28 protein-coding genes are annotated in these 26,418 nt (G+C 69.3%); 8 read left to right on the forward strand and 20 right to left on the reverse strand.

The genetic code is table 11. The annotated features are described in order from the left end of the window. Positions 1-449 precede the first annotated feature (449 nt). Positions 450-881: a CBS domain-containing protein gene (locus ACI6GS_RS01475; protein WP_439815997.1), complete on the reverse strand. Its 432-nt coding sequence runs from the start codon at positions 879-881 to the stop codon at positions 450-452. A 151-nt stretch (positions 882-1,032) separates the two neighbouring features. Between ACI6GS_RS01475 and ACI6GS_RS01480 the strand changes: the two genes are divergently transcribed. From ACI6GS_RS01480 to ACI6GS_RS01495, 4 genes are all read left to right on the forward strand, one after another. Continuing rightward, the gene (locus ACI6GS_RS01480; protein WP_439815998.1) at positions 1,033-2,799 is read left to right on the forward strand and encodes a gamma-glutamyltransferase family protein; all 1,767 of its coding nucleotides are present in this window, start codon (positions 1,033-1,035) and stop codon (positions 2,797-2,799) included. A 94-nt stretch (positions 2,800-2,893) separates the two neighbouring features. Continuing rightward, the gene (locus ACI6GS_RS01485) at positions 2,894-3,868 is read left to right on the forward strand and encodes an alpha/beta hydrolase family esterase (protein ID WP_439815999.1); all 975 of its coding nucleotides are present in this window, start codon (positions 2,894-2,896) and stop codon (positions 3,866-3,868) included. 45 nt (positions 3,869-3,913) lie between these two features. After that, on the forward strand, positions 3,914-4,396 hold the full coding sequence (locus ACI6GS_RS01490) for a hypothetical protein (protein ID WP_439816000.1): 483 nt from the start codon (positions 3,914-3,916) through the stop codon (positions 4,394-4,396). 47 nt (positions 4,397-4,443) lie between these two features. Then, positions 4,444-4,779: a low molecular weight protein tyrosine phosphatase family protein gene (locus ACI6GS_RS01495; RefSeq protein WP_439816001.1), complete on the forward strand. Its 336-nt coding sequence runs from the start codon at positions 4,444-4,446 to the stop codon at positions 4,777-4,779. A gap of 64 nt (positions 4,780-4,843) precedes the next feature. Here ACI6GS_RS01495 and alaS read toward each other — a convergent pair whose 3' ends face one another. The 7 genes from alaS to ACI6GS_RS01530 all read right to left on the reverse strand — a co-directional run bounded on the left by alaS (position 4,844) and on the right by ACI6GS_RS01530 (position 15,116). Then, entirely contained in the window at positions 4,844-7,528 is a 2,685-nt protein-coding gene (gene alaS / locus ACI6GS_RS01500) for an alanine--tRNA ligase (RefSeq protein WP_439816002.1), read from the reverse strand. Between the two features lie 326 nt (positions 7,529-7,854). After that, positions 7,855-8,820, reverse strand: coding sequence for a hypothetical protein (locus tag ACI6GS_RS01505; protein ID WP_439816003.1), 966 nt, complete (start codon positions 8,818-8,820; stop codon positions 7,855-7,857). An 11-nt stretch (positions 8,821-8,831) separates the two neighbouring features. Then, a complete protein-coding gene (locus ACI6GS_RS01510) occupies positions 8,832-11,678 on the reverse strand; it encodes a fimbria/pilus outer membrane usher protein (RefSeq protein WP_439816004.1) in 2,847 nt (948 codons plus the stop codon). A 68-nt stretch (positions 11,679-11,746) separates the two neighbouring features. Then, positions 11,747-12,502, reverse strand: coding sequence for a fimbria/pilus periplasmic chaperone (locus ACI6GS_RS01515; RefSeq protein ID WP_439816005.1), 756 nt, complete (start codon positions 12,500-12,502; stop codon positions 11,747-11,749). 166 nt (positions 12,503-12,668) lie between these two features. Continuing rightward, the gene (locus tag ACI6GS_RS01520; protein ID WP_439816006.1) at positions 12,669-13,256 is read right to left on the reverse strand and encodes a hypothetical protein; all 588 of its coding nucleotides are present in this window, start codon (positions 13,254-13,256) and stop codon (positions 12,669-12,671) included. A gap of 83 nt (positions 13,257-13,339) precedes the next feature. Beyond that, positions 13,340-13,891, reverse strand: a complete 552-nt coding sequence (locus ACI6GS_RS01525) for a hypothetical protein (protein ID WP_439816007.1) — start codon at positions 13,889-13,891, stop codon at positions 13,340-13,342. Positions 13,892-14,426: 535 nt separating this feature from the next. Then, complete coding sequence (locus tag ACI6GS_RS01530; protein ID WP_439816008.1) at positions 14,427-15,116, reverse strand: hypothetical protein; 690 nt, start codon at positions 15,114-15,116, stop codon at positions 14,427-14,429. A 234-nt stretch (positions 15,117-15,350) separates the two neighbouring features. Here ACI6GS_RS01530 and ACI6GS_RS01535 point away from each other — a divergent pair, with 234 nt between their 5' ends. After that, complete coding sequence (locus tag ACI6GS_RS01535) at positions 15,351-16,319, forward strand: peptidylprolyl isomerase (protein ID WP_439816009.1); 969 nt, start codon at positions 15,351-15,353, stop codon at positions 16,317-16,319. 79 nt (positions 16,320-16,398) lie between these two features. Here ACI6GS_RS01535 and fliE read toward each other — a convergent pair whose 3' ends face one another. The 4 genes from fliE to ACI6GS_RS01555 form a co-directional block, all read right to left on the reverse strand. Beyond that, positions 16,399-16,725 (reverse strand): flagellar hook-basal body complex protein FliE, encoded by a 327-nt coding sequence (fliE, locus tag ACI6GS_RS01540; RefSeq protein WP_439816010.1) that lies wholly within the window; start codon positions 16,723-16,725, stop codon positions 16,399-16,401. A gap of 11 nt (positions 16,726-16,736) precedes the next feature. Further along, positions 16,737-17,150, reverse strand: coding sequence for a flagellar basal body rod protein FlgC (flgC, locus tag ACI6GS_RS01545; RefSeq protein WP_439816011.1), 414 nt, complete (start codon positions 17,148-17,150; stop codon positions 16,737-16,739). Positions 17,151-17,175: 25 nt separating this feature from the next. Continuing rightward, positions 17,176-17,586 (reverse strand): flagellar basal body rod protein FlgB, encoded by a 411-nt coding sequence (locus ACI6GS_RS01550; protein ID WP_439816012.1) that lies wholly within the window; start codon positions 17,584-17,586, stop codon positions 17,176-17,178. Between the two features lie 64 nt (positions 17,587-17,650). Next, positions 17,651-18,682 carry a zinc-binding dehydrogenase gene (locus tag ACI6GS_RS01555; protein ID WP_439816013.1) on the reverse strand — a complete coding sequence of 344 codons (1,032 nt, stop codon included), beginning with the start codon at positions 18,680-18,682 and terminating at the stop codon, positions 17,651-17,653. Positions 18,683-18,873: 191 nt separating this feature from the next. Between ACI6GS_RS01555 and ACI6GS_RS01560 the strand changes: the two genes are divergently transcribed. After that, positions 18,874-19,071: a (2Fe-2S)-binding protein gene (locus ACI6GS_RS01560; RefSeq protein WP_439816014.1), complete on the forward strand. Its 198-nt coding sequence runs from the start codon at positions 18,874-18,876 to the stop codon at positions 19,069-19,071. Continuing rightward, positions 19,068-19,544: a bacterioferritin gene (gene bfr / locus ACI6GS_RS01565; RefSeq protein ID WP_439816015.1), complete on the forward strand. Its 477-nt coding sequence runs from the start codon at positions 19,068-19,070 to the stop codon at positions 19,542-19,544. Before ACI6GS_RS01560 ends, bfr begins: the two co-directional genes overlap by 4 nt. A gap of 60 nt (positions 19,545-19,604) precedes the next feature. Here bfr and ACI6GS_RS01570 read toward each other — a convergent pair whose 3' ends face one another. Then, entirely contained in the window at positions 19,605-20,429 is an 825-nt protein-coding gene (locus ACI6GS_RS01570) for an enoyl-CoA hydratase/isomerase family protein (RefSeq protein WP_439816016.1), read from the reverse strand. An 89-nt stretch (positions 20,430-20,518) separates the two neighbouring features. Here ACI6GS_RS01570 and ACI6GS_RS01575 point away from each other — a divergent pair, with 89 nt between their 5' ends. Next, a complete protein-coding gene (locus ACI6GS_RS01575) occupies positions 20,519-21,715 on the forward strand; it encodes an MFS transporter (protein ID WP_439816017.1) in 1,197 nt (398 codons plus the stop codon). On the opposite strand, the gene ACI6GS_RS01580 is transcribed toward ACI6GS_RS01575, so the two are convergent. From ACI6GS_RS01580 to ACI6GS_RS01610, 7 genes are all read right to left on the reverse strand, one after another. Continuing rightward, positions 21,696-22,640 (reverse strand): TonB family protein, encoded by a 945-nt coding sequence (locus ACI6GS_RS01580; protein ID WP_439816018.1) that lies wholly within the window; start codon positions 22,638-22,640, stop codon positions 21,696-21,698. The genes ACI6GS_RS01575 and ACI6GS_RS01580 overlap by 20 nt on opposite strands. Further along, positions 22,637-23,134 carry a TonB system transport protein ExbD gene (exbD, locus tag ACI6GS_RS01585; protein ID WP_439816019.1) on the reverse strand — a complete coding sequence of 166 codons (498 nt, stop codon included), beginning with the start codon at positions 23,132-23,134 and terminating at the stop codon, positions 22,637-22,639. Before exbD ends, ACI6GS_RS01580 begins: the two co-directional genes overlap by 4 nt. Positions 23,135-23,137: 3 nt before the next feature. Further along, positions 23,138-24,097, reverse strand: a complete 960-nt coding sequence (gene exbB / locus ACI6GS_RS01590; RefSeq protein ID WP_439816020.1) for a tonB-system energizer ExbB — start codon at positions 24,095-24,097, stop codon at positions 23,138-23,140. 145 nt (positions 24,098-24,242) lie between these two features. Further along, the gene (fliP, locus tag ACI6GS_RS01595) at positions 24,243-25,022 is read right to left on the reverse strand and encodes a flagellar type III secretion system pore protein FliP (RefSeq protein ID WP_439816021.1); all 780 of its coding nucleotides are present in this window, start codon (positions 25,020-25,022) and stop codon (positions 24,243-24,245) included. Positions 25,023-25,028: 6 nt separating this feature from the next. After that, positions 25,029-25,445: a hypothetical protein gene (locus ACI6GS_RS01600; RefSeq protein WP_439816022.1), complete on the reverse strand. Its 417-nt coding sequence runs from the start codon at positions 25,443-25,445 to the stop codon at positions 25,029-25,031. Between the two features lie 93 nt (positions 25,446-25,538). After that, positions 25,539-25,865, reverse strand: a complete 327-nt coding sequence (locus ACI6GS_RS01605; protein ID WP_439816023.1) for an EscU/YscU/HrcU family type III secretion system export apparatus switch protein — start codon at positions 25,863-25,865, stop codon at positions 25,539-25,541. Between the two features lie 38 nt (positions 25,866-25,903). Next, a complete protein-coding gene (locus ACI6GS_RS01610; protein WP_439816024.1) occupies positions 25,904-26,356 on the reverse strand; it encodes a peroxiredoxin in 453 nt (150 codons plus the stop codon). Positions 26,357-26,418: the final 62 nt, after the last annotated feature.

The following is a 26,418-nucleotide window of genomic DNA, read 5'->3' on the forward strand; positions in this document are numbered from 1 at the left end:
CTCATCGGAACTCACTCATAGCGCACTAAGCTATCAATCAACTCCCAATCAAACTCTAACCGAGCCTTGCGATCCGACCAGAGCCGACCAGAAGCCGACTTCCTGCGTGTGCAGCAGGACCAAACCCGCCGCCCACGCTTCCCTTCCCAAACTTGTCAAAGAGCAGAACCTTTCGGTTCGTTTCGCCCGGTGTGTCCCGGCGAGGTGCGGCTTGTACCCCTGGGGGCCTGGGCGGTCAAGCGCCGTCTTTCACTTTTTTCGCCCCGCCCTGCATTTTTTTGCCGCCGCCCCGCGGAACCCCGCAGAAATCCAGGGGTTCAGGGTAATCCGCCGCACATCAAAAAATCTGCCCGGGCCCCGGCCATGCCGTCGACGGGCGCCAGAAACCCGGAGAATAAATTCAGGCGACCGCCTGGCGCCGCCGGCGCCGCCCCTTCAAGCGGTGGCCCTCAGGCGGTGGCGATGTACTCCTTCAGCTGCTCGGCCTCGGCCTGCGTCTCCTCGATGCGGCGCTTCACGAGGTCGCCGATCGAGACCACGCCGACCAGGCGCTGCCCCTCCAGCACCGGCAGATGCCGGAAGCGCCGGTCGGTCATCAGCGCCATCGCGTCCGCCACGGTGTCGTCCGGGCTGCAATAGACGATGTCCGCCGACATCAGGTCCGCCGCCGGCAGCATCAGCGCCGCCGCGCCATGCAGCGCCACGGCGCGGACCACGTCGCGCTCGCTGAGAATGCCTTGCGGGCGACGATCCTCGTCACAGATGAGCACGGCGCCGATCCGACGCCGGTGCAGCAGGCGGGAGATCTCCTCGATACTGTCGGTGGCGCGCGCGGTGATAATCTCCACGCCCTTGTCCCGCAGGATGCCATCAATGGTCATGGCCGATCCTTCCCTTGGGCGGCGCTTGTTTTGCCGTCCCGTTGTCCGTTTCCGATGCGGCCATGGTGCGCCCGCTTGTCGCAGGATGCAACACGGGCACGCACCGGGCCGCAGCCGGCCGTGTCAACCGACCGGCCGGTTGCTGGCCCGTATGCTGCTGATCGCCGGCCTGCTGATCGCCGGCCTGCTGGTCGCGCCTGGCCCCGCTTTGGCCCAATCCCCCGGGACCGACCGGGGTGCGCTGGCCCCCGAGGCAGCGACTGGCCGGATGGACCGCGGCGCCCGCAGCAGCCCTCCCCCGGCCGAGGGCGGCTACATGGCCGTGACCGCCCACCCCTATGCCAGCAAGGCCGCCGCGATGATGCTGGCCCGGGGCGGCAGCGCCGTCGACGCGGCCATCGCCGCGCTCGCGGTCCTGAACCTGGTGGAGCCGCAATCGGCCGGCATCGGCGGCGGCGGCTTCCTGGTCGTTCACGATCCCGCGACGCTTGCACTCACGACCTTCGACGGGCGCGAGACGGCGCCCGCCGGGGTTGATCCGGACTTCATGCTGAACGCCGACGGCAGCGACCGACCGTTTCTGGACGCCGCCATCGGCGGGCAGTCGGTCGGCGTGCCGGGCCTGGTGCCGATGCTGCACGCGGCGCACCTGCGCCTGGGCCGGCTGCCCTGGGCGAGCCTGTTCCAGCCGGCAATTGACCTCGCCCAGCGCGGCGTGCCGGTCGGTCCGCGCCTGGCGGCCCTGCTGGCGCTGGATCCGCGCCTGACCCAGGACGCGCAGGCACGCCGGTTGTACAGCGACGGTGCGGGCCAGCCGGTGCCGGCCGGCCACCTGCTCGTGAACCGCGCATTGGCCAAGTCGCTGAGCCGGATCGCACGGGACCCGGAGGCGCTGACGCGCGGCCCCCTTGCCGCCCTGGTGGTCAAGGCGACGCGCCAGGCCGGCGGGCATCTCTCCCGTGCCGACCTGGAGGCCTATGCCGCCGTCGAGCGGGAGCCCGCCTGCGCCGCCTTCCGTGACCTGCAGGTGTGCGGCATGGGCCCGCCCAGCAGTGGTGGTGTGGCCGTGGGGCAGATCCTGGCCCTGGGCGCGGAAGGCGTCGACCGCCACCCCGAGGTTGAGCCGGTCGTCGTCCTGCTGGAGGCGATGCGCCTGGCCTATGCCGACCGCGACCATTGGCTTGCCGACAGCGATTTCGTGGATGTGCCGGTCGCGGGCCTGCTGCGGCCCGGCTACCTGGACGGCCGCGCCCGCCAGATGGTGCTGGGCCAGGAGCCGCGGCCCCCCCAGCCGCCCGGCGACCCATCGCGGCAAGGCCGGATCCCCGCGCCCGACCAGGCGGCCGAGCTGCCATCCACCACGCATCTGTCGATCGTCGACGCGCAGGGCGGCGCCGTCGCCCTGACGGCGTCGATCGAGACGGCGTTCGGGGCGCACCGCATGGCCGGCGGATTCCTGCTCAACAACCAGCTGACCGACTTCTCTCCCCGGGCGGAGGTCGATGGCCGCCCCGTGGCGAACGCGATCGCGCCGGGCAAGCGGCCGCGCAGCACCATGGCGCCCACCATCGTCCTGGACAGGGACGGCAGGCCGGTGCTGGTCGCCGGCTCGCCCGGGGGCGCGCGGATTGCGGCCTTTGTTGCGCAGGCGGCGTGGGCGGTGCTGGAACGGGGCCTGTCGCCGGCCGAGGCGGTGGCCGAGGGGCACATCCTGGACCGCAACCGCGGGCCGGAACTGGAGCAGGGCACGTCCGCCGCGGCATTGGCGCCGATGCTGGAGGCGCTGGGCTATGCCCCCACCGTGCGCGAGCTGAACAGCGGCCTGGGCCTGATCCGGATCCGGGCCGACGGACTGGACGGCGCGGCCGATCCGCGGCGCGAAGGCCGCGCGATTGGCGGCCGGGTCGCCGGGCCGTGAGCTTCACCCGCTTTCCCTTGGCCAACCGGGTGGCGGCCGGCGGCTGATTTCGCCACCTTGGGGCCCGTCCGAGTCGGGCCCGAGGATCCCGTGCATGCGCCCAGTCACCCTTCTCCCCTTGCTGCTCTGCAGTGCCGGCCTTGCCGCGCCGGCCCTGGCCGAGGGCGACGCGCAGTGCCTGGAACCGGCGGCGGCGCTGCGTCCCGGGATCGAGGCGCCGTGCTTCAGCTTCGAGCACCAGGGGGTCACCCACACCTATCGCCTGTTCGCCCCTCCGACCGATCCGGCCGACGGCCTGCCCCGGCCCCTGCTGGTCCTGCTGCATGGCGCACTGGACAGCGGCGCGGGGCTTGAGGCGATCACGCGGCACGCCTTCAACCGCCTGGCCGAGCGGGAGGGCGTGATCATCGCCTATCCCGACGGCGTCGACCGGGGCTGGAACGTGGACCTGGTCCCGATCGAACGCGACGACGTGGCCACGCTTGTGGCGCTGATCGACGCCGTCAATGCGCGCGCGCCCGTCGACCGCAGCACGGTGATGGCGGCCGGCTTCTCGAATGGCGGGCTCATGGCGCTGCGCCTGGCGTGCGAGGCTTCGGCCCATTTCACTGCGGTATCGGCCGTGGGTGCCGGATTGCCCCGCGCCCTGGGCGGCACCTGCGCGCCCGAACGGCCGGTCGGGGTCCAGGTCGTGATCGGTGACAGCGATCCCATCGTCCCGGCGGCAGGCGGTGCGATCCGCTTCATGGGCCAGCAGTTCGGCGACCTTCTCCCCGCCGCCGACGGCACAGCGCTGTTCGTGGCCAGGGCAGAGGCGCTGGCCGGATCGCCCTGCGGCACCGCGCAGGAGGAGGTCGTCGACACCAGGCCCGACGATGGCACCAGCCTGCGCATCAGTCGCTGGCCCTGCCCCGGCACGCGCGTCGAACTGGTCGAGGTGGTGGGCGGCGGCCATACCTGGCCGGGCGGCCTTCAGTTCATGGACGCCGGCGTGATCGGCGTCACAAGCCAGGAAGCGGAGCCCGCCACTATCGTGTGGAACTTCCTTGACCGTTTCAGGGTCGAGTAGGCGTTCCTATATAAATGCGGTAACCCGGTGCCCGAGGTCAGTGTCATGGCGTTCAAGTCCTTCCCCGTTGCCGCAGCCGCCGCCCTGGGCCTGTTCCTGGCGGCCTGCGCGCCAACCACAGGCCGGATCGAGGGTGTGGTCCAGGGGCCTGACGGCCTGTCGCAGGGGCCTGTCCAGATGACCTATGTGCAGCTGCCCAGCGGGGGCGAGTCGGAACTGGCGGCCATGCTGCCCGATGGCGAGAAGTTCACGGGCAAGGGCGTGCGCGTCGCCGAGGAATCGCGGGGCTCCAGCGTCAGCTTCGGCTTTGGCGGCGGCTTCGGCTGGGGCGGCGGCTTCGGCTCCAGCGTCATCGCCCCCTATGACCAGACGACCTATACGGGCGAGCTTCAGGCCCAGCTCTTCGGCGACCGCGGCCGCACCATGGCCTGCCGCTTCCAGGCGGCGCGTCCCTCGGCCGGATTCGACGGCGGCGGCATCGGCAATTGCCGCATCTCCGACGGCCGCCAGATCGCCGCGCGGTTCTAGCGCGGCGTGTCAGCCGAAGCGCCGCGCCTTGTCGCTGATGCGTCAGGATGAGGCGCGCCCTCTTCCTCTGCTCACGCAATCGTCGGCGCTCTCCAACTGCGGAGCGGCTGTTCCTGGGTTGGCCAGGGGTCGAGGTCGCGTCCGCGGGACTGGCACCCGATGCCGAAGAGCCCCTGACACCGGATCACCTTGACGGGGTCGGGATCATTTTCGTGATGGAGCGTAAACACCAGGCCAAGCTGAATCGACAGTTTGCGCGGCAGGTCCGCGGTGCACGGATCGTGTGCCTGGACATCCCGGACGTTTATCACTTCATGCAACCTGAACTGGTCGACCTGCTGATGACGCGCGTCACGCCCCACCTGATGCGGGGCAGGCCCTGATGGCGGCATTCACCCCGTTGCGGGCAGGTTGACCTGATCCGTCCTCCTGCCCGGTCGGGCCCTGCTACTCGGCGGCGGCCCGGGCGCTGAGCCGGCCCTCGATCGCGGCCAGGGCGGCGTCGGCCTGGGCGGCATCGGGGCCGCCGGCCTGGGCCATGTCCTTGCGCCCGCCACCGCCCTTGCCGCCCAGGGCCTCGGCCCCCAGGCGCACCAGGTCGACGGCGTCCAGGCTGCCGGTCATGTCGTCGGTGACACCGACCGCAATCGCCGCCTTGCCGTCCTTGACCGCGACCAGCGCCACGACGCCGGAGCCGACCTGCTTCTTGGCCTCGTCCACCAGGCCGCGCAGGTCCCTGGGCTCCACATTGTCCAGCTTGCGCGCGATCAGGCGGACACCGCCCACCTCGCGTACCGCGACCGGTGCCGCCGTGCCGCCGCCAGAGGCCAGCTGGCGGCGCAGCTCGGCCACCTCCCGCTCCAGCTTGCGGCGCTCGTCGACCAGGGCGGCGACGCGATCCGGGACTTCCAGCGGCGTCACCTTCAGGGCGCCGGCCGCCCGCTTCAGCGCTTTTTCCTCGGTCTCGAAATGCTGGCGCGCGGCCTCACCCGTCAGCGCCTCGATCCGGCGCAGGCCGGACCCGACCGCACCCTCGGCCACGATCGCGAACAGGCCGATGTCGCCGGTGCGCCGCACGTGGGTGCCGCCGCACAGCTCGGTCGAGAAGTGCGGCTTGTCCGAGCCGGTGCCCATGGAGACCACGCGCACCTCGTCGCCATACTTTTCGCCGAACAGGGCCAGGGCGCCGGCCTCCACCGCCTCGGCCGGGCTCATCAGGCGGGTGGTGACGTCGTCATTGTGGCGGATCAGGCGGTTGACCTCCGCCTCGACCCGGTCGGTCTCGTCCTCGCTCAGCGCCTTGGGGTGGCTGATGTCGAAGCGCAGCCGCTCCGGCGCGACCAGGGAGCCCTTCTGCGTGACATGCGGACCAAGCACCCGGCGCAACGCCTCGTGCAGCAAGTGCGTCGCCGAATGGTTGGCGCGCAGGCGGTCGCGCCGGTCGGTATCGATCTCCAGGCGGACGGTGTCGCCGACCGCCAGGGCCCCACCCTCCAGCACGCCATGGTGGACGAACAGCGCGCCCAGCTTCCTGGCTGTGTCGTCCACCGTCACGACGGCGCCGTTGCTCGCCAGGATGCGGCCGGTATCGCCCATCTGGCCGCCGGATTCGCCATAGAAGGGCGTCTGGTTGACGATGACGGAGACGCGGGAACCCGGCAGGGCGCTGTCGACGCGATTGCCGTCCACGACCAGCGCCTTGACCACGGCCTCGGCCTTCTCGCCGTCATAGCCCAGGAATTCGGTCGCCCCGACATCCTCGCGGATGGCGAACCACACCGCTTCCGTCGCGGCCTCCCCCGAGCCAGCCCAGGCGGCGCGTGCCTCCGCCTTCTGCCTTGCCATCGCCTCGTCAAAGCCGGCCGTCTCGACCGTGCGCCCCCGGGCGCGCAGCGCATCCTGGGTCAGGTCCAGCGGGAAGCCGAACGTGTCATAGAGCTTGAACGCCACCTCGCCCGGAAGGGCTGCCGCCTCGGGCAGGCGCTCCAGCTCGTCCTCCAGCAGGCGCAGGCCGCGCTCCAGCGTGGTGCGGAAGCGGCTTTCCTCCAGCTTCAGCGTCTCGACGATCAGCGCCTCCGCCCGGACCAGTTCCGGAAAGGCCTGGCCCATCTGGGTGATGAGCGCGGGCACCAGCCGGTACATCAGCGGCTCCTGCGCGCCGACCAGCTGCAGATGGCGCATGGCGCGCCGCATGATCCGGCGCAGGACATAGCCGCGCCCCTCGTTCGACGGCAGGACGCCGTCGGCGATCAGGAAGCTGGTCGCGCGCAGATGGTCCGCGATCACGCGGTGCGAGAAGCGGTGCGGGCCGTCCGGCTCGGTCCTGCTGACTTCGGCCGAGGCGACGACCAGCGCCCGCATCAGGTCGATGTCGTAATTGTCGTGGACGCCCTGAAGCACGGCGGCGATCCGCTCCAGCCCCATGCCGGTGTCGATCGACGGCTTTGGCAGCGCGATCCGGTCGCCGGGCCCGCGCTGCTCGTACTGCATGAAGACCAGGTTCCAGATCTCGATATAGCGGTCGCCATCCGCGTCGGGCGACCCCGGCGGCCCGCCCGCAACACCCGGGCCATGGTCGAAGAAGATCTCGGAACACGGGCCGCACGGCCCGGTATCGCCCATCGCCCAGAAATTGTCGGACGTCGCGATGCGCACGATGCGCTCATCGGGCAGGCCCGCGATCTTCTTCCACAGGCCATGCGCCTCGTCATCGTCGTGATAGACGGTGACCCACAAGCGATCCTTGGGCAGGCCGAACGTGCCGGTGATCAGCGACCAGGCCAGCTCGATCGCGGTGTCCTTGAAATAGTCGCCGAACGAGAAGTTGCCCAGCATCTCGAAGAAGGTGTGGTGCCGGGCGGTATAGCCGACATTGTCCAGGTCGTTGTGCTTGCCCCCGGCGCGCACGCACTTCTGGCTGGTCGCGGCACGCAGATAGTCGCGCGTCTCCGCCCCCGTGAAGACGTCCTTGAACTGGACCATCCCGGCGTTCGTGAACATCAGGGTGGGGTCGTTTGCCGGGACCAGCGGGCTGGACGACACGACCCTGTGGCCGGCTGCCTGGAAGTGGCCCAGGAACGCGGACCGGATCTCGGCCGCCGAACGGCCGCCACGCGAAGGGGATGCGGACATGGTCCTCAAGCTCTGGCAAGTGCCCAGAACATCTAGCGATTGACACCGGCCAAGTCCACAGGCGGGCCGGCTGGCCACCCGAATCGGCGTGCATCGGACGGCGCGCCCGCCCTGACGGACCGCGCGCCCATGAAAAAACCCCGGCGCAAGCAAGGCGCCGGGGCTGGGAAGTTTGCACATGGGGTTTCACGCAAGGAGGCGTGAAAGCCATACGGGGACGATGTCCCCGATCGGTTAACATTCCGTTAACCGATCCAGTTCCAACTGGACGCAAGGTCCAGGTCCCATGGTTAAGCTTGCACTGGTCGGCCTACCGTACTGGGACGCTAGCCTGCCGGATCCACCGTTATGGTTACCGTGTCCTGGTACTTCCCCGCAAGCTGATTGGTGATCCGCCCTATTTTTACTGTGAACGGATAGGACATTCCCGCCGCATTCGTGGGGTTCGTCGCCTGCAGCACCGGCGACGCCGCGGCCCCGGCAAAGGTCACGGACATGCCGCCCAGCGTGGCGGTGTAGGCAACCCGGTCGGGCAGGGCCTTGTTCTCATGCGCCAGGAAGCCGCCGTTTTCCGAGCTGATCGACAGCGAATAGCCCCCGGTGCTGCGCACCTGGACGAAGATGCTGCGCTCCGCGTCCTCGGTCAGTTCGTTGAAATCCATGACATAGCTGCCGACGCCTGCCTCGAACAGGCCGCGCACGCCGGCCAGGTTGACCTCCGCGCGCGAGGGCAGTTCGGCCGACACGGTCAGGACCTCGTCGTCCAGAACCATGGGCGAGCCGGTCTCGGCCGAGACGATGCTGACCAGCAGTTCGCCGGTATGGATGCCCGGGCGCGCGCCTTGTCCTGCGGGAATGCGGACGAAGAAGGGCACGCTGCGTACCTGCTGCGGCCCCAGCATGACCCGCAGGCCGCGCGCGCTGACCCGGTCCGGGCCCGTGGGCAGGTTGTCGGCGCTGCCGGGCGATTCCGTGATCTCGAAGTCCAGGATGCTGGCCGGACCCTTCAACTCGCGCCGCTCGGACTGCGCGCCGACGAAGGTCAGTTCCAGGGCGCACGGGCTGTCGCCGTCATTGCGCAGGTCGACCGACCCTTCCTCGACATAGACGCGGGGATCGAACGGGTCATAGCCCTCGCCCGCGCCGGTGAACACCACGGCCGGGATCCGCGTGATCGACGCGGCGCAGGGGGTGGCGTCCTGGGCCTGGGCCGCCCCACCCAGCAGCAGCAGGGCCAAGGCGGGCCCCTTGAAGGCGGGCCCCTTGACGGACAGCGGCGACAGGATGCGCATGGCGGGCTCCCCTACGGACTGCCGGCGGCGGGTTGGACGGTCACGGTCCCGGCGCGATAGAGGCCGGTTATACCATCGGGTACGTCGACTTCGGTCGTGTAGCTCCGGTCCTCGACCGCGATCGTCAGGCGATAGCGCCCCGGTGCCAGCGGCTGGGCCGAGAAGCGGCCCGAGCGGTTGGTGAAGATGTCGACGGCAATTCCCTCGCCCTCCACCTCCGGCACCATGCGGCCGGCGGCCAGGGCGATCGGCTGGCCCGCCGGGTCCACCAGCGTGCCGAGCGCCGAAATGTTGCGGGCCGAGCCCACGCGGATATCGGTGCCGCTGCGATAGGCCGTCTGCACCAGCGGCCGCTGCGCCGGGCCCAGGTCATAGCCGGGCGGCAGATCCGTCACCTCCATCGGCAACGGTGTCACCACATAGGAGCCCAGGTCCGGAACGATGGCAGGCCCCAGGATGCCGGTGCGGGCGCGCGGGCCATAGATCGAATTGTCGACCAGCACCTGCGAGTCCGGAATGCTCTCATGCGGGCGCACCAGCGCGAACGAATTGCCGATGGGCCGCCCCCAGCCCACCGTCCCGTCGGCAAAAGCCAGGGCGGTGCCGGCGCGAAGACGGGTCACCTCCGACGTCAGGCCATTGAGCGGGCGGTCGAGGACCACGTCATGGTCGAGGCCCACCGTCACGCGGTCACCGGTATAGTCCAGGCTGCCGACGGCGGAATAGTCGTTGGGCGTCCGCTGCACGCCGACAGTGCCGGAAAAGCTGCCGACGCGGTCGGCAGTCGTATAGGTGTAGTCCAGGCGCGAGGTGCGCGAGAGCGTGTCGTGCCGGCCCCGGACCGATTGCCCCGGTGCGTCCAGGCGGACGTTGAATGTCAACAGCGCGCGGGACTCGGCGGGCTCGTCCTGGTTCTCGAACCGCTCCAGCGACAGCGCCACGTTCACCCGGTCGAAGATGCTGCGCGAGACGAAGGCATTGACCGACCAGCGGTCATCCTCGCCCTGCTGGCCCCAGCCATAGCGGCCGCCGATGCTGCCGCGCAGGCCGAACGGCAGGGGCTGGGAATAGCGTGCCGCCGCCTCGTACTGCACGCTGTTGCGGCTACCCTCCGCCGCGGGCGAGCCGAACTCGTAGCCCAGGTAGTTGAAGCTGAGGTCCAGCTGACGGATGTCGGTCGGATCGACGCGAAAGCGCATGCGGTAGTTGGCGGTCAGCGCATAGTCGAGTTCGGAATCGACGGCGTCGCTGGCCGCCGCCTGCAGGTCGATCGTGCCAAAGGGACTGGCCCAGATGACGCTGGCGCCGCCCAGCCAGGCATCCCCGGTTGCCTGGCCATTGGCGCCCAACGTGATCTCGTTCGTCAGGCCATATCGATGGAAGAACGAGCCCACCGCCTCGGGGTCATAGCGGATCTGGCCGCTGCGCACGTCCGACGTGGCGCCGACCGCATAGCTGAACTCGCTCAAGCCCTCGTTCAGCAGCGTGTTATCGAAGAACGCCGAATACTCGATCGTCTGGATCTGGCCCAGGTCATTCTCGATCTGCAGAACGATGTCGTTCAGACCCTCGCCCAGCTGGAAGTCCCGCAGGTCATAGGGCCCCGCGGCCAGCGACAAGGTCTGGTAGATCTGGCCGTTCAGGAACACCGTGACCTGCGATGGCTGATCCAGGACGAACTGGAAGCGGCCGGTCGGCCGAATGTTCGCATAGGGCTGCAGGTCGCCATAGCGCCGCTCGATCGCAATGCCACCCGCCGGCAGGAAGCCCTGGAAGTCGGTCGTCCCGTACATCAGGTCGCCCGCCGAGTAACGGATGACATTCTCGACATCGTCATAGAGCACGCGTGTGCGGCCACGCTCGACGCGGGGGTCCGACTCGTCGTTGAAGCGGCTTTCGTGCTCGATCACCACCTCTCCGATGCGGAAGGCGCCATCGATGCCGACGGTGGTGCGTCCCCGGCCTGGCGGCGTCACCTCCGACTTCTGGGTGAAGGTGGTTGCGGAGCGCAGGTTGATGTACCCGCTATAGGTCGACGGCCCGAACGTCGCCTCGTCCGGACCGACGCGGTTGCGCTGGCCCAGAACCGTTACGGTCCGTTGCGTCGCCTCCAGGGCGATCCGCAACTCGACCAACCCCTGGTCGAATTCGACGGCCAGGCCTGCCGCTCGGAAGGCCTCGATCGGGGCGAACCCGTCGTCGACGGCGATCGCATTCAGACCATCGATCACGCCGGGGATCACGATGGGGGTCAGCAGTTCCACGATCCGGTCGCGCGGCAGCAGGACCTCGTCCCCGCCCTGGATGCGGACCGAGCCATCCCCCAGGTAAAGGCCGCCGATGCGGATCGGCACGGTCAGGGCAAAGGCCCGGCGCTGCGCCAGGGTCTTGGCCGCCAGGTCGCCCGGCACCTCGGCCGCCTTCAGCGGCGCCGGCAGTCGCGGCGGCGGCGGACTGATCGCTGCGGTCACAGGAACCGTTCGCCCCGGGGCGGCATCGCGCGGCGTCAAGTCAAGCACGAAGCGCGAATCGAGCCATACCGCGTTGACCGCAAGGGCCCGGTCCAGATCGAATTCGAACTGTCTGCGGTCGCCGGTGAAGCGGACATTGGAGACGAAGCCCGGCAACCGGCGCACGATCTCCAGCACGTCGCCGTCCATCGCGCGATCGAACGCGACGCGCAGTCGGCCGCCGTCAATATCGGCGGTCGCGCCAACGCCGCGCGGAAACTCGAAGACCATGCGTGCGCGTTCGCCATGGATGGCCGCGCGCGTCCGCACGGCTTCGGCCGCGACGGGCGACGTCGCGACCAGCAGAGCGCAGATTGCCGCCGTCGTCCGGCGGACATGCCGCCTCACCTTGAACACTCCCCCCGCATCGTGGCCGCAGGGACCACAGTTCGCTGCCTTCAGGTCCGCCGCCCCCCTCAGGGGCCTGTCATGGTGGCGCTGACGGTTCCCGTGCCGACGGACTTCGACACCGGTACGACCGCGCGGCGCGTGACACCGGGTGGGATCGCCGTTTCGCCCAGCGCGTCGATCAGGTCGCGCGACGGCACCTCGACCTCGGCTCCGCCGCCGCTGATCCGCATGCTCCGGCTGGTGATCGTGCCGTATCCGTTACCGGAATTCTCGATCACGATCGCAGCGCCCGGGCGGCCATCGGGAAGCGTCGTGCCCGATGCCTCGACGATCCGCAGGTTGGCCGTCGCGTTCTGGGGCGAGACCCAGACCGCGACGTTGAAATTGAACAGGAACTGCACGCCCGTGAACTGGTCCGGGAACTGCACCGGCAGCTGCTGGACGCTCATCGTGAACGGTGTCGACTTGTCGACCCCTTCGCCCACGTACTGGATGCGGAAGACCTGGCTCTTGCCGCCAGGAACGCGGGCCTGAAGCGGAAAGACGATGAACTGGTCGTCCGCCGGGGTCGACGCGACCGTGCCGTCGGGATTCTGTGACCGCTGGGACGCCACGAGTTCGATGGCGATTTCCGCCTCTCCCGTGTTCCGGATCGTGATCTGCGACTGACTGCGTGCGCCGACGGTCTCAAGATCGACCAGGACGGGTGACACCTCGATCGCGTGCGCCGATCGCATGCCGGCGATGCCAACCGCCAACAGCCCAAGGACCATGGCGAACCGGGCCATGCCCCGGACCAGCGTCGAAGCCGATTTCGTCACGTGCGTCCCCCTCAACACAACCGCGAACATGGATATTCCCTCGGCCGCTACATGAACATGGCGGCCGATCCAATTGCAAGCACACATCGATCTGGTTCGCAGTGCCGCCCGGCTGCCGTCGCGGCTCCAGCCATGCGCGTCCCGTTGTCCACGCAAAGCGGGCACTTCAGGGCCCGGCGTCGGGCTCCGAAATCGGCAGCGGGACCACGCTGATCGTGACCTCGTCGCGGTAACTGTCACCCGCATAAAGGTCGCTGCGACCGACCCAGCGGATCAGGAACGTGTATGTCACCTGTCCGAATTGCGGGGTGAAGACTTCGCCGCCGCGCACCGCGATCTCCTGCCCCGCGAGGTCAGGTCCATCGAACGCGACCAGGAACTCGCCACTTGGCACGAGAAGGTTGCGCCAGCCAAACTCATAATCCAGACGCTTGTGGATGTCGGACTCGGTCGGCGAATCGCCGAGCGTCAGTCCGCCATTCTTCGACTTCACATTGACGCGGTAGAGCGAATTGCAAGTGAGCTGAACGGTCGCCTCGCCGTCATACTCGTTGACGCCACCCAGCGTCAGGTCGCCCAGATTGATGACCGAGGGCGCCGCGACGCCGCCGTCGACCTTGAATTCGCACAGGCTTGGCACCTGGCCCAGGATATGGACCTGTGCCTCTCCGACACCCAGCGGACCGACAGACTGCTGCGCCGCGGCCCCTGCGGAGTACAACGCAATCATCGTGGCAATGGCGATGCGCACCATGCTGTCACCTGCCTGTCGCGGTAGAAACGGAACCGGGGGGATCGAAGTCCCCCCGGTCCACCGACCCGATTTCGCCGGGACGATTACGAGCCGAACGGCGCGAAATCGAACGTAACGGTGATCGTGTCTTCGTAGTTGCCGGGCACCTTGTCCGCGATGTCGGCCGGGTTGATCGACACGGCGGCCTTCACGGTGTAGGGCGCGTTGTAGACCGGCGGATAGGTGAACGCCGCGCCGCCCGGAGCGCCATCACCCGCACCCGGATAGTAGGTGTGGCCGACCGGCTGGTCGATCGTCACCAGCGCATGCCCATTCCAGCCGAAGCCGTACGGGATCAGGTTGGCATTGGCCGGGAAGCCCGACGGAACGGTGGCGGTCGTGTACAGGCCGCCGTACTGCGACTTGAACGACTCCTGGTAGGGCGCGTTGCAGGTGATGGTCAGCGGGATCTCCGCATTCTTCGCGGAACCCGTGTTCAGCACGCCCAGGTCGATCACGGCGCCGCCGTTCGGAACATCGAGGACGCACTTCGCCTCGATCTTGCCGATGATCTTCACGTTGGCGGTGTCGTCGGCCAGCGCCGAGCCAGCCGTCAGGGCCAGGGCGGCAACGCCCAGCATAGCAATACGGATCATGTGAACCTCCTTAGGGTTTGAAACTCTCATGTGCAGTACCGCGGATTTTTTTTGAGCGGGCCCTTGAGGACCTCACCCGGTTGGGAGCGGCTTCCCTTCCGATGCACGGCAAGCTAGCGAAACCCTGCGCCGCTTGCAATGACCTTTTAATAGAAATTTAGCAATCGATCTCGCGATGCCGCATGCAGGGATTAAGCATGCATGTTCGATCTGATTGATGCGGAAATCCCAAGGTGCGAGATTTTCCCGAAATTGTGCACCGCACACAAATGATACTCGGGCCACTTTTGGACTGGATGGCCAAATTCCTGGCACGGGTGGGCCACAGGACTGTATCGCAGACAGACAAAGTGTCTGCTTGCGGACAGTCCTGTCGACAATAACTAGATGAAACGAGATTTAGCGCCCGCGCATAAAACCCGCCAGGAACACCCTAAACGGGAAATGCAGCGGAGCGCCGGGAACCGGCACTGCCGCTATGGTTGCGACGGGCGTCTCCGCGGAGCGGGATGCCCAGGCGATCGGGCGCCCGCCGTCAGAGCGGCTCGACGTTGACGCGGATGGTCTGGACAACCTGCGCCAGCTGGCCCGCGCTCAGGCCCTGCGCCTTGACCAGGAGGTCGCTGCGCGCGGCGTTGAACGCCGGGCTCTGACCCAGCATCAGCTGGCCGGTGCGGTCGGCATTGAAGATCTTCCCCCCGAACTGGAATTGCAGGCTCGCTGCATCCGGGAGCGACTGTGCGTCGAAGTTCAGGCGCACGATGTGATCGACGTTACATTCATGGCTGAAGGTTGCAACGCGCACGAAGTCGGCGCCCGCAGCGCCCGACCCCACATTGCTGAGGTCGAGCTCGCAGCGGACGGGAACATAGCCGCTGATCTGCAGGGTCGTGCTGCTGGCCTGCGCCGCCTCGGCCACGCGGGGCGACGGCAGGATGCTGCTGAGCCCGACCATGCAGGCCATCATGATCGCAGAGGCCCGTCCCAGCCATTGGCGGGCGAGCATGGCCTGGAGGTCGAGGCGCGAGATCGCCCCCATGTCGACCAGGATCTCGCCCAGGCGCCCGCCCTCGGTCGCCTGGCGGGCCAGCGCCTCGTCCAGCACGGCGCGACTCACGCGGCCACGCTTGAGGACCATCTGGCCGAGCTTGGACACGCGGCGCCGACGATCCGCCAGCACTGCGCGAAAGCCCGAACGCTCCAGTCCCATTGCCGGAGACGCCATGACACAACCCCCTTTAGAACTTCGGCCCGCGCGCGCCGGACGGTATCGATCCCGCGAGGCAAAGCCTGTATAGCATGCAATCCCCACGACGCGCAGCATTCAACACGATCTTTCGGCGGTGACGGCTTTCCTTGGATCTGCACGCTATCAACCCTGGATCGTTAACGTTAACGTGTCGCGGCGGTACGCTGGTCTCGGCCAGCTCCAATAAAACGGATCAGAGGTTGTCAAATGATGAGCAGCGCGCGTCGACGGACTCTGGCCTGGGTCGCTCTCCTGCTTGGCTCCTCGGCCCTGGGCGCGACCCTGCCCGCGGCGGCAGAGACGCCGGCCGCGGCGTCGCCCGCCGCCGCCAGCCCGGCCCCGGCAGCGGCCGCGGAAGCCGCTGCGCCCACGCCGGCGCCGATCCCCGAGGACGCGGTCCTGGCCGTGGTCGATGGCGTCGAGCTGCGGCGCGCGGACCTGGAACTGGCACGGGAGCAGCTGCAGAGCGTGCTGCGCCAGGCCCCGTTCGAGTCGGTGGCGTGGATGCTGATGGACAAGCTGACCGATACGCTGCTGGCGGCCCGCGCAGCCGAGCAGGCCGGCCTAGACAAGGATCCGGCCACGGCGGCGCGCCTGGCCTACTTCCGGAACCGTGTCCTGGAACAGGCCAGCAAGAACCACGCGGCAGACGCGGCGGAAACGGAAGACGGCCTGCGGGCGGCCTATGACCGCCTGGTCGCGACCTGGCCGGAGCAGCCCCGCCTGGACGCCGACCACATCCTGGTGGCCAGCGAGGAGGAGGCCCGGGCCATCATTGCCGAGCTGGCGGCGGGTGCCGATTTCGCCACCCTGGCCAAGGACAAGTCGATAGACAAGGGCGCCCCCGGCGGCGCCCTGGGCAAGTTCGTGGCAGGACAGATGGTGGAACCGTTCTGGACAGGTGCCCTGGCGATCGCGCCTGGCAGCGTGGGCAAGGACCCGGTCAGGAGTCGCTTCGGCTGGCATGTCATCCGCGTCAACGCGCGCGATGTCCTGCCGCCGCCCAGCTACGAGGAAGCCCTGCCGCAACTGAAGCAGCAGGTCCGCCAGGCGGCCGCGGCGACGTTCGGCGCGGACCTGCGTGCGGCGGCGAAGATCGAGATCCGCAACGACGTGCTGACGCCGCCGCCTGCCGATGCCGTGGCGGGCCAGGCGGCACCGGCCACCCCCGTGCAATAGGCGCGGGGGCCGCCCTTGGGGCCTGCCTCCTGAGGTTTGGCCCTGGGTTCCGGCCCTTGGCCGGTCCCGGGGCCGGCCCTCAGATCGGCATGCGCATGATTTCCTGATAGGCCTGGATGACGCGGTCGCGCACGGCGACGACGGTCTGCAGCGTGGTTTCGGCCTCTGTCACCGCTGTCACCACGTTGACGATGTCGGCGCGGCCGGCGGCCGCCTGCACGCTCTGCTGCTCGGCGCTGCGGCTCGTCGCGATGGCATCCTGGACCTGCGCCTTCAGGAAGCCGGCAAAGCCAGCCTCGCCGGTCTCGCCCTGGGGCCGGGGCGCCTGGGCCGCGGCGTCGGCCGCGCGGGTCAGCGCCTGGGAATAGGCGCCGGCCGCCTGGGAAGCGATCGCGTCGAAGGCCATGGGCTTCGTCCTCAGGTCTTGAGCAGGTCGACGGTGCGGGCCAGCATCTTGCGCGCCGTCTCGATCACCGTGAGGTTCGCTTCATAGGCGCGCTGGGCCTCGCGCATGTCCATCGACTCCACCATCGGCTCGACATTGGGCAGGCGGACATAACCCTGCGCATTGGCGGCCGGATGGCCGGGCTCGTAGCGCAGGCGGAAGTCGCTGGTATCCTCCGCCACTTCCGCCACCTTCACCGTGGCGACGCCGGTCTGGCGATCCAGGGTTTCCTGGAAGCTGATCGTCTTGCGCCGATAGGGATCCTCGTCCGGCGAGACGCCGATCGAATTGGCATTGGCCAGGTTCTCGGCCACGACGCGCATGCGCAGGCTTTGCGCGCGCAGGCCGCTGGCCGAAACCATCATCGAGTCGTAGAGGTCGCTCATCCGGCGTCTCCTTGGCCAGGCGGCCCTAGCGCGTGCCGCCGCCCAGCGCCATGCGGATCATGGCCATGTTCTTGCGATAGAGGCCGCTGACGGTGTCGTGCTCCATCTGCGTCTCGCTCAGCTTCATCATCTCGCTCTCGAGCTGGACACCGGTACCGGTCGGCGTGATCTCGTAGCCCTTTTCCGTGACCTTGCCGTTGGCCGCCCCCGCACTGCCGAGCAGCGCCTTGGCCGGGCCCGCGGCGGTCCCGGCCAGGGGCAGCTTCGAGCCCTGGCCCCGCAGCAATGCGGCAAAGCCCGGCTCCTTCAGATCCTTGGCCAGGTAGCCCGGCGTGTTCACGTTCGCCACGTTCTGGGCGACCACGCGCTGCCGCACGCTCAGCCACTCCATGCGGCGGGCGAGCAGATCCATCAGGGGGACGCTGGGCTGGCTCATGACATGGCAGAGTGCTCCCGCGGCCTTAACAGGTGGTTAAGAACGCGGGAGCGTGCCCACATGCTCAGGCCAGTTCGGGGTTCAGCAGCACCTTGCACTGGTGGGTGCGCTGGCGCAGCGCCTCGAAGGCCGCGGGGAAGGCGCCGAAGCCGACCGTGTCGGTCACCATCGCCTCCGCCGGGATCGATCGGCGGGACAGCAGGTCGACCGAGCTGTGGAAGTCGTCCTGCGCATAGGCCAGGGCGAACTGCAGGCGCAGCTCCTTGTTCACCGCCAGATTGGGCGTGAAGGTGTCCGGCTTCATGCATACCCCAAGGACGACGATCTGGCCCCGCGCCGGCGCCAGCTTGATGCAGGAATCGATCGTGCCGGGCGCGCCCACGCATTCGAAGATCGCATCCGGAGGCCCGCCCGCCGCTGCCTTGAAGGCGCCGCGCACGTCGGCGTCGCCGGCGATGAAGGCCGTCGCCCCCAGCGTCGCGGCCAGCGCCTCGCGCTGGTTGCTGCGCGCCCAGACGACGACATGGCGCGCGCCCAGCGCCCGGGCCCACAGCGCGGTGGCCAGTCCCACCGGCCCCGCCCCCATGACCAGCACGCTGGCGCCTGGCTTCAGCTGCGCCAGGCGCACGCCGTGCAGGCCGACGGCCAGCGGCTCGACCAGGGCGCCTTGCGCATAGTCGACGTTTTCCGGCAGGCGCACGGATTCCTGCGCGCCGACGCGGATGTACTCCGCATAGCCGCCATGGACCTTGCCAAAGCCGTGCCCGGCACCCTTGCGGCACCAGATGCTCTCGCCCCGGGCGCAGAGCTCGCAACTGCCGCAGCCGATGAAGGGGACGGCGGCGACGCGGTCGCCCGTTTTCCAGGTGTCGCGCACGGCGCTGCCGACGGCCACCACCTCGCCCGAGAATTCGTGTCCCATGACGGTGCCGCAGCGGACCAGACCCTGCGAGCCCGGCTCGCTGGCATGCAAATCCGAGCCGCAGATGCCGCAGCGCTTGACCTTGAGCACCAGGTCGGTGGGGCCGGGCGTCGGATCGTCGACCGTCTCGATCGCCAGCGGCTGGCCTGCGGCCTTGAACACGGCGGCCTTCATGCGCGTCTCCCTTGTCTTGCGTTCTTGTGGGTCGGAGGGTTGCGGCACCGCCGCCCCAGGTCAAGCGGGCGCGGGGACGACGCGGCACGGCCTGCGACATTGTTGTTGCGACGCCTTTGCATGAAAGCACTGGCGCGGCGCCCGCGCGGTGCTCTAGGATCGCGAAAGCATCTGCTACTCAGTCGCAACGCATGTACACCTGCATCTGCAATGCACTGCGTGAACGGCAGGTCGAGGCGGCGATCTCATCCGGGGCCCAATCGTCCGGAGAGGTGTTCCGCGCGCTCGACTGCCGGCCACAATGTGGTCGCTGTGTCCCCGAGGTTTGCGCTAAGCTCCGGGCGCGCCGCAATGCGTGCGGCCGTATGCTTGGAGTGGCGGCGGAATGAAGGGCGATCGAACGATCATCCAGCACCTGAACAAGGTGCTGACCAACGAACTGACGGCGATCAACCAGTACTTCCTCCACGCACGGATGTACCAGCACTGGGGCTATGAGCGCCTGGGCCGGAAGGTCTACCAGGAATCGGTCGAGGAGATGCGGCATGCCGACATCCTCATCAAGCGTGTCCTGTTCCTGGACGGCCTGCCCAACCTGCAGGACCTGCACCGCCTGATGGTGGGCGAGAACGTGCCGGAGAGCCTGGGCGCCGACCTGGAGGTCGAGCGCCGCGGCCGGGTCACCCTGGTGGAGGCCATCGCCGCCTGCGAAGCCGCCCAGGACTATGTCAGCCGCGACCTGATCACGCCGATCCTGGTCGACACGGAAGAGCATATCGACTGGCTGGAAACGCAGCTGGGCCTGATCGAGGCGATCGGCCTGCAGAACTACCTTCAGTCCCAGGCCGAGCCGGCCAGCTGAACCGGCGCGCTGCCCGGGGGCCGGTGGGCAGGCCCCCGGTCGCACGCCGTCGCTTGCCGCTCAGCCGCCCTGGAGGGCAAAACGCGGCGGACGCTTCTCGGCGAAGGCGCGCAGCGCCTCGTCAAAGTCGGCGGTCTGGGTGCAGGCCATCTGGGTGTGCTCCTCCAGCGCGATCACCGCTTCCAGGTCCAGCAGCTTCATCGCCGTGTTCAGCGTCTGCTTGGTCTTGCGCAGGCCCATGGGCGTCGTGCGGAGCATGGCCGCGATGAGGTCGCGTGCCGCCTGCTCCAGTCCCTCGTCCGGGACCACGCGGGAGACGAGGCCGACCTGCGCCGCCCGCTCCGCCTCGATGAAATTGCCGGTCATCATCAGTTCGGAGGCGATCGACAGGCCGACCATCCGCGGCAGGAAATAGCTGAGGCCCAGTTCGCACCCCGACATGCCGATGCGGATGAAGGCATCGTTCATCCGCGCGCTGGCGCCCGCGATGCGGATGTCGGAGGCCAGGGCGAAGGCAAAGCCGCCGCCACAGGCAGGCCCATGCACCAGCGCGATGATCGGTTGCGGACAGGCCCGCATCGCATGGATGATGCCGGCCAGGTGTGCCTCTCGCGGGCGGGTCGGCGCCCGGGTGCCGACCGCGTCCTCGCCCTTGTTCTCCTCGATGATGTCGAGGCCGGCGCAGAAGCCGCGACCCGCCCCGCGCAGCACGACCACGCGGGTGTCGTAGTTGTGGCGCAGGCCTTCGAAATAGGCGAACAGCTCCCTGACCATCGTCGCGGTGATGGCGTTCAGCCGATCAGGCCGGTTCAGGGTGACCCAGTCGACCGCCCCCTCCCGCACCACCTGCAGCGTCTCCAGCTGCGCCAGTTCCTGATCCGTCATGGGCGGCCTCCCGGTTCTTGTTGTCGGCGACAGATTAGAAGCCCTTCTGCAATGGGCAAGCGGGCATGCCCATGCGACACAGGGGAGCCATGATCCCGCGCCGCGTCGTCGCCGCCCTCAGCCTGTCGCAGTTCGTGTGCTGGGGCGTCTCCTACTACCTGATCGGGGTCTTCGGGGGGCCCATGGCGGAGGGCCTTGGCCTGACGTCCACGGTCGTCCATGGCGGCTTCACCCTGGCCCTGGTCGCGATGGGTGTCGTCTCGGGCCCGGTCGGGCGGCAGGTTGACCGACTGGGCGGCCGCGTCGTGATGTGCGCCGGCTCGGTCCTCACCGCGCTTGCCCTGGCGGGACTGGCCTTGGCGGACGGGATGGCCGGGCTCTATGCCGCGTGGCTGCTGCTGGGGGTTGCCATGCGGCTGACGCTGTACGATGCGGCCTTTGCCGCGCTGGTGCGGATTGGCGGTGCAGGCGCGCGCCGCGCGATCTCGCAGGTGTCGCTGCTGGGCGGCCTGGCGTCGACCGCGTTCTGGCCGCTGGGCCAGGTCCTGCTGGAGGGGCTGGGCTGGCGCGGGGCGCTGTGGGTCTTTGCCGGCCTGGCCCTGGCCACGTTGCCGCTGCACATGATGATCCCGCGCGTCCCCCCGGCACACCCAAGGCCCCCTGCCCCAGCGCTGGACCCCGCCGGGACGCCCACCGGAGCGCCGGCCCGCGCTGACATGGCGGGGGTCGCCTGGCTTTATGTCGCCGTGACCACGCTCGCGGCGTTCACCAATGCCGGGATCTCGGCCCACACGATCGGCATCCTGGCGGGCCTGGAGATCGGCGTGGGGTCGGCGGTCGGCTATGCGGCGTTGCGTGGCGTGGGCCAGTCCGCCGCCCGGCTGGCCGAGGTCGCGGGCGGCGGCCGGGTCAATCCGCTCAGCCTGGGCGTCCTGGCCATCGGGCTGCAGCCGCTCAGCTTCGCGCTGGGCTTCCTGGTGCTGCTGTGGGGACCGGCGGGGGCGGCATTCTGCCTGGTCTATGGTGCCGGGCACGGCCTGATGACGATCGCGCGGGGAACGATGCCGCTGGTCCTGTTCGATCCCAGCCGCTATGGCGCGCAGGTCGGGCGCCTGCTGGCCCCCAGCTTCTTCGTCCAGGCGATGGGGCCGCTGGCCTATGCCCTGGTGATCGAGGCGGGGGGCGCCGCCGCAGCGCTGGCCCTGTCGTTCGTCCTGGGCCTGCTCGCCCTGGCGGCAGCCCTGGCCCTGCGCCGCCGGGGCCGGCTCAATGCAGGTCGAAGCTGATCGGCACCACCACGTCCAGCTGGCTCTGGTTCAGCTCCGGCGGAATCGCCGGCAGCGGCTCGGCACGCCGGACCAGGGCCACAGCCTCCTCGTCCAGGGACTCGTGGCCGGAGGACTGGACGAGATTGACCGAAACCACGCTGCCGTCGGCGGACATCACGATGCGCACCTGGGGCTTACCCTCCTCCCGCCGACGCTGGGCCTGCCGGGGATAGCGCTGGTGCCGCTTCAGGTGGGCGACCAGCATCCCGGCGAAATTGGGCCTGGCATTCGGCGGCACAGGCGGTGCAGGCGGAGCGGCCGGGGCGGCCGCCTGGACCGGGGCCACGGGACTGGCCGGGGCGGGTGGGGCGGGCGTCGGCGGTGCCGGCGTGACGCTGCGCGTCACGGGCGGCGGCGGCTCCGGCCTGGGCGGGCGCGGCGCTTCCACCACGCGGGGGCGGGGCGGGCGCGGGCGGGCGACGGGCTTGGCCACCGCCACCTCGACCGGCGCCGCCGCCACCACGGGCAGGTCGTCGGGGACCAGGGGCTCGTCCGGCACGACCTCCTGCGCGGCCTCGACCGGATCGGGCTCAACCGGCTGGGGCTCGACCGCATCGGGCATCGGCTCCGGCGGGACTTCCGCGACGGGCTGGACCTCGGGCTCGACCGGCTGGGCCACCGGGGGCGCCATCGCCGCCACGGGCATGGCCGCGGGCATCAGGTCCAGTTCGATCGCCGGGGGCGCGACCGGCGGGACGGGTGGGGCCGCGCGCCCGACCAGAAGGGGCCCGACGATCACCGCATGCAGCAGGACGGCGGCCGTCCCCGCCATCAGCCAGCCGCGCAGGCCGACCCCGCCGTCGAATCCCCGGAGGTCGGCATCCGAAGCCTGGCCGGCCCCGCCCATCACCCCGACGTCGAGCAGCGCGTCGGCCGTGGTCATGGCGCGGCGTTGCCCCCGGCCGCGGCGGGGGTGGCGTCACCCGCGGCGCTGGCGGCGGCCGGCGCCGGCGGCGCGGCGGCGGCATTCTCCAGCCCGACCAGCGCGATCTTCAGATAGCCTGCGTCACGCACCGCGTTCATCACGTTCATCAAGTCGCCATAGTCGACCGTCTTGTCCGCGCGCAGGAAGATCCGCTTCTGCGCATCGTTCTCGCTGGCGGCATCCAGCGCCGCCTTGAGATTTGCGAGGTCGACCGGACTTTCGCCCACCGACACGCCCAGATCGGCCTGGACGGACAGGAAGATCGGCTTGTCCGGCCGCGGCTGGGGCTTGGCGCTGGCGGTCGGCAGGTCGACGGCCACATCCACCGTCGCCAAGGGTGCCGCCACCATGAAAATGATGAGCAGGACCAGGATGACGTCGATGAAGGGCGTCACGTTGATGTCGTGCGTGACGTCGAGGTCGTCATCCTCGGAGGCGAGCTTGGCCGCCATCGGCTATTCCGCCGCCTTCAGCTGTGGGCTGGCCGCGGCACGGTCCAGGTCGCGCCCCACCATGCGCAGCACCTCGTGCGCGGCATCGGCGACCAGCGCGCGATAGTTGGCGATGGTCCGGGCAAAGACATTGTAGCAGATCACCGCCGGGATCGCCGCGACCAGGCCCAGGGCGGTCGCCAGCAGTGCCTCCGCGATGCCGGGCGCCACCACGGCCAGGTTGGTCGTGTTCGCCTCGGCGATGCCGATGAAGCTGTTCATGATGCCCCACACGGTACCAAACAGGCCGACAAAGGGGCCGATCGCGCCGATCGTTGCCAGCATCCCCATGCCGCCGCGCACATGGCGCGACGCCTCGTGCTCCACCCGGTCCAGGCGCGAGGCGACGCGCTCCTTGATCCCTTCGGGCCAGACCGCGTCCGCCGACAGGTCGAGTTCCGCCTTGGCTTCGCGCACCAGACGGGCGACCGGACCCGGCACGTCCTCGATGCGGCCGGCGGCATCCTTCAATGTGCGTGCGCTGGCCAGCAGCTTGCGGCCCTCCCGCACGCGGGCCCGGGCGCGGGACATCTCGACGCCCTTGGCGATCCAGACCGTCCAGGTGGCGATCGACGCCAGCGCCAGCATCACCATCACCGTCTTCACGATGATGTCGGCGCCCATGAACATGCCCCAGGCCGACAGGTCGTGCGGCTTTGGCCTGTCGTCCAGGCTGGTCACGGTCGGGCTGGCGGCGCCCACGGGCGCCCCGGTCGCCGGGTCCAGCGCGACCACGCCCCCGTCGCCCGGCGCGACCGCCGTCGGCACCATCGTCTCGCCCGTCGGCGCGGCACCCTGCTGTGCTGCATCCGGGGGCGCGGCAACCGCCGGGGGCGCGGGCGCCGCCGGTGCGGTCTGCGCCACGGCAGCGAACGGTGCGCCCAGAACGGCGCACAGGACCAGGGATGCCAAAGCCTTTCGCACGCGCCCAACCTTCCTGTTGCAGGGCACGCGACCATGCCCGCCAGGGTGCTCTACCCCATTTGCAACTCAGTCGCAACAGCCGCTTGGTCGCACGGTCCGCTGCCGACCTGGTCCCCTTGTGCCGGCCCGCGGCACGACCGCGGCGTCAGCTCCCGAAACTGCGCACCAGGCTGCCCGCCACCAGTCCCCAGCCATCGACCAGCACGAAGAAGATCAGCTTGAACGGCAGCGAGATCGAGATGGGCGGCAGCATCATCATGCCCATGCCCATCAGGATCGACGCCACCACCAGGTCGATCACCAGGAACGGCACGAACAGCAGGAACCCGATTTCGAAGGCGCGGCGCAGTTCGCTGATCATGAAGGCAGGGACCAGGACCTGGTACGGCGTCGCCTGGGGCTGTTCCGGCACCGGAGTCTGGGACAGGTTTAAGAACAGGGCCAGGTCCTCCTCCCGCACCTGCCGCAGCATGAAGTCGCGGAAGGGCTGCGCCGCGCGGGCGATCGCCTCCGTCTCCTCCAGTTCCCCCGCCATCAGCGGGGCCACGCCCTCGTCATAGGCACGCTGGAAGGTGGGCGTCATGATGAACGCGGTCAGGAACAGGGCCAGCCCGATCAGGATGGTGTTGGGCGGCGTCTGGGCTGCGCCGATTGCAGTGCGCAGCAGCGAGAGCACGACGATGATGCGCGTGAACGAGGTGACGACGACCAGAAGCGACGGCGCCAGGCTCAGCACCGTGATCAGCAGCACAAGCTGGACGACGCGCCCCGTCAGCGTGCCGCCGTCCTCCCCCGCCCCCAGGTCCAGGTTGAGCTGTTGCGCCGCCGCCGGCCAGGCGAGCAGCACCCCCGTGCCGACCAGGGCCAGGGCCAGCATTAAGGCCCAAGGCGCCGCGCGATGGCGCCGCAGCGCGAACACGCTCATCCCGGATCAGCCCTCGCTTCTGTCCGGTCGGTCCAGGCGCGGCTCCAGCCGCGCCTCGGCCCGGGGTTCGACGCGTGGCTCCACCCGGGGCTCCGCGCGCGGCACCGGCCGAACCTCGCGCCGCGCCACCGGGACATCGCGCTCCAGCGGCGCGGCCTGTGGGGTGGCGACGGCGATGCCGGCTTCCACCACCACGTCGCCCTGCGGGCCGGTCAGGACCAGGTGTTCGGCATTGTCACGGCGGAGCAGGACCAGGCGCCGCTGCGGGTCCAGGGCCAGCACCTCGACCAGCTGCAGGCGGCGCGACTTGCCGCGGGCGACCATGCCGGGCTGCGTCTTGCGAAAGAGGAAGGACAGCGCAAGCAGGAGCAGCAGGACCGCCGCCAATGCAGCCCCCGCCTGGACGTAGATCTCCCAGTCCATGTGCCCGACACCCCCATCCACGCTTCACGCCCGCGCCGCGGCCAGCCTCGCACGCACACGGCATGGCGCCAAGCGCGGGGGACGTGCCGGCCGTCAGGTCCGGGCCGGCGGGACGAAGGGCGCCTTCAGCCGATCATTGGCCTGATAGACATAGGAGAGGATCTCGGCCACGGCCCAGAACGCCTCCAGCGGAATGGGGCAATCGACGTCGAGGGCCCCCAGCATCTCGGCCAGGTCGGCATCCTCGCGCACCTTCACGCCGTTGGCGAAGGCGATGCGCAGGATCTCCTCTGCCGCGGCGCCCCGGCCGACCGCCGTGACGCGTGGCGCCGTGTCGACCGCCGGGTCATAGGTGACGGCGGCCGCCATCGCGCGGCGTGGCGGCACCGGGGGGACTGGCCTGTCGGGATCCTGGTCCATTGCAGCAGGATCGACCCCCATGGTAAACGAGCCGTTACCTAGTTCAACGACTTCACGATGCGCAGCGCCTCGTCGACATGGCCCTGGGACTCCATCATGGCGTTGAAGACGTGCCGGACGGTGCCCTGCTTGTCGATCACATAGGTCACGCGCCCCGGGAACAGCAGCATGGTGTTGGGCACGCCAAAGGCCTTGCGCGCCGCCTTGTCGGTGTCGCTGGCCAACAGGAAGGGCAGGCGGTGCTTGTCGGCGAAGCCGCGGTGCGAGTCCTGGCCATCCGAGCTGATGCCGATCACGGCGGCCCCGGCGGACGAGAAGTCCTCGAACGCATCGCGGAACGCGCACACCTCGGCCGTGCAGACCGAGGTGTTGTCCTTCGGATAGAAGAACAGCACGACCGCCTGCCGCCCCTGGAACGAGGACAGGCGGACGGACGAGCCGTCGTGCAGCTTCAGCGTGATGTCGGGTGCCTTGTCGCCAACGTTCGCCATGGGTGCCTCCCACCGAAATTAAAGTGTGTGCGATTTAATCGCCCAACCCGTCACGCGTCAAG

The sequence above is a fragment of the Zavarzinia sp. CC-PAN008 genome (genome assembly GCF_051903925.1).
Taxonomy (GTDB): domain Bacteria; phylum Pseudomonadota; class Alphaproteobacteria; order Zavarziniales; family Zavarziniaceae.